The 1,859-nt window shown below is 57.6% G+C and carries 2 protein-coding genes and 1 pseudogene; all 3 read right to left on the reverse strand.

Annotation, left to right across the window (positions count from 1 at the left end):
* Nucleotides 1-138 (reverse strand): annotated as a pseudogene (locus tag A3764_RS26500) (ISNCY family transposase); the annotation flags it as partial.
* Nucleotides 139-460: 322 nt separating this feature from the next.
* On the reverse strand, nt 461-823 hold the full coding sequence (locus A3764_RS23695) for an STAS/SEC14 domain-containing protein (protein WP_050532584.1): 363 nt from the start codon (nt 821-823) through the stop codon (nt 461-463).
* Nucleotides 795-1,760 carry a cation diffusion facilitator family transporter gene (locus A3764_RS23700; RefSeq protein ID WP_067920040.1) on the reverse strand — a complete coding sequence of 322 codons (966 nt, stop codon included), beginning with the start codon at nt 1,758-1,760 and terminating at the stop codon, nt 795-797. The genes A3764_RS23695 and A3764_RS23700 overlap by 29 nt, the downstream gene beginning before the upstream one ends.
* Nucleotides 1,761-1,859 lie beyond the last annotated feature (99 nt).

The following is a 1,859-nucleotide window of genomic DNA, read 5'->3' on the forward strand; positions in this document are numbered from 1 at the left end:
CTTGAGAAGCCGGAACACTTGCCGCCTTGTCAGATCCAGCAGGTTTGCCGCATTGTCTACCGTCAGCCGACTATCATCGACCTGCGCCAAAACCTCAACGCGGTTCAAATCGCGCTCGCTCATCATAACCCATCCCATGTCCACTCATCCTCGCTATCGTATGCGAGGAGAGTGACACTTCTGAATTGCTCATGGGTGACATTATCGCTTTGCGCGTACAGTATAAATACGCATAATGAAGTTTATGTTAACCAACTGGCGCCCTGAGCCGCTAAAACATTACGATTTGATAATGCCCCGGCAAGGGCAGTGCCACCGTACCAAAGTTACTCCTTTGCGAAAGGAGCGACCATGTTCAGAACTTTCGGATTGCTCTTGGGTCTCGCAACTGCTGTAGCTCTTTTGTTTATGGTTTCGAACAGATGCTGTCTTCTGCGAAGGCATCTGATTGAAAGCTACTCTACCTTTCACTTGCCCAGGCGATTGCCGCCTTCATTTCCGCCGGGTCGAACTGACGGAGTTCTGCCGTGGTCAGCACGTCGGCGAACCTGGTTCCCCACTCCAACAAAGCCCCTTCGCCCACCACAGCGACGCGGCGGAAGTCATTCCTATGGGCTGTGTCGATTTTCAGATCTTCGAGCAGAGCGGACGGCCCATCGTAGCCTTCGAACCTCGTGAGATCGAGAACCAGGCCGGGCTTACTTGTCTCTTGCAGGCGCTCATGAAGCAGGGCGTGCATCCGTTTCAGGTCGCTTTCGCTGAGCTTGCCCTCGCAGGCGAGGCCAATCGTGTCGTCATGAGCTGTCAGTGTCTCGGTGAACATGGTTTTCCTCCTCTTTTTCCGATTTGCCGTGACCGTAAAGGTCAGCGTTTTCGTGTGCGCGGTCTTCGTGCTCAAATTCCAGACTCGAATGACCGATGCTGAAATCGTCCTTCAGCCGGTCCTTGATCGCGGCCTTGATCTTTTCGATTTGACCCCAGCCGTCCGCTGTCAGCACGACGTGGCAGTCCAGAGCCGCCTCGTGCTCCTGCATCTGCCACAGATGCACGTGATGAACGTCCGCGACACCATCCACACCCCGCATCGCCTGAACGACGGTTTCATTATCGATGTCCGGTGGACTGCCGAGCATCAGCGTCCGAATCGGACCGCCAATCTCGGTAAATGCGAGGTAGAGGATGTAGAGAGCGATGCCGATGGTGATCGCCGGGTCGACCCACCGCATGTTGTAGAGGAGGATGAGCGAGCCGCCGATGATGACCGCCACGGAGGCCAAAGCGTCCGATAGGTTGTGCAGGAAGAGCGCACGGATGTTCACGCTGCCTTTCTGCATCGAATAGGTGAGCAGCGCCGTCAACGTGTCGACGACCAGTGCCACACCGCCCAGGATCACCACCGTCCAGCCCTGTACCTCTGGTGGGTCGATCATGCGCATGCCACCCTCGTAGATCAGGTAGAAGCCGATCAGGATAAGTGTCGTGTAGTTGATGAGCGCTGCGACGATTTCTACCCGCCCATAGCCGAAGGTCATGCGCTTGTCCGCCGGGCGGCGAGCGATCTTACGCGCGAAGAAGGCGATCACCAGCGACGCCATGTCCGAGAAATTGTGGAGGGCATCCGCGATCAGCGCGAGGCTGCCGGAAAGGATCCCGCCGACGATCTGCGCGACCGTCAGGAGGCCGTTGGCCCAGATGGCGATGGAGACGCGACGATCACCGGATTGAGGATCGATGTGGGCGTGGCCGTGATCATGCGGCACGGTTCGTCTCCTCATGGCGGTGGTTCGGCCGATCGAATCCGGGGACCGGCGGCAAGATTCCGCGGCGGATGCGGCGAACCCTGGCATTCATCCAGTGAC

The organism is Sulfitobacter sp. HI0129 (genome assembly GCF_001635395.1).
Classification (GTDB): domain Bacteria; phylum Pseudomonadota; class Alphaproteobacteria; order Rhodobacterales; family Rhodobacteraceae; genus Sulfitobacter.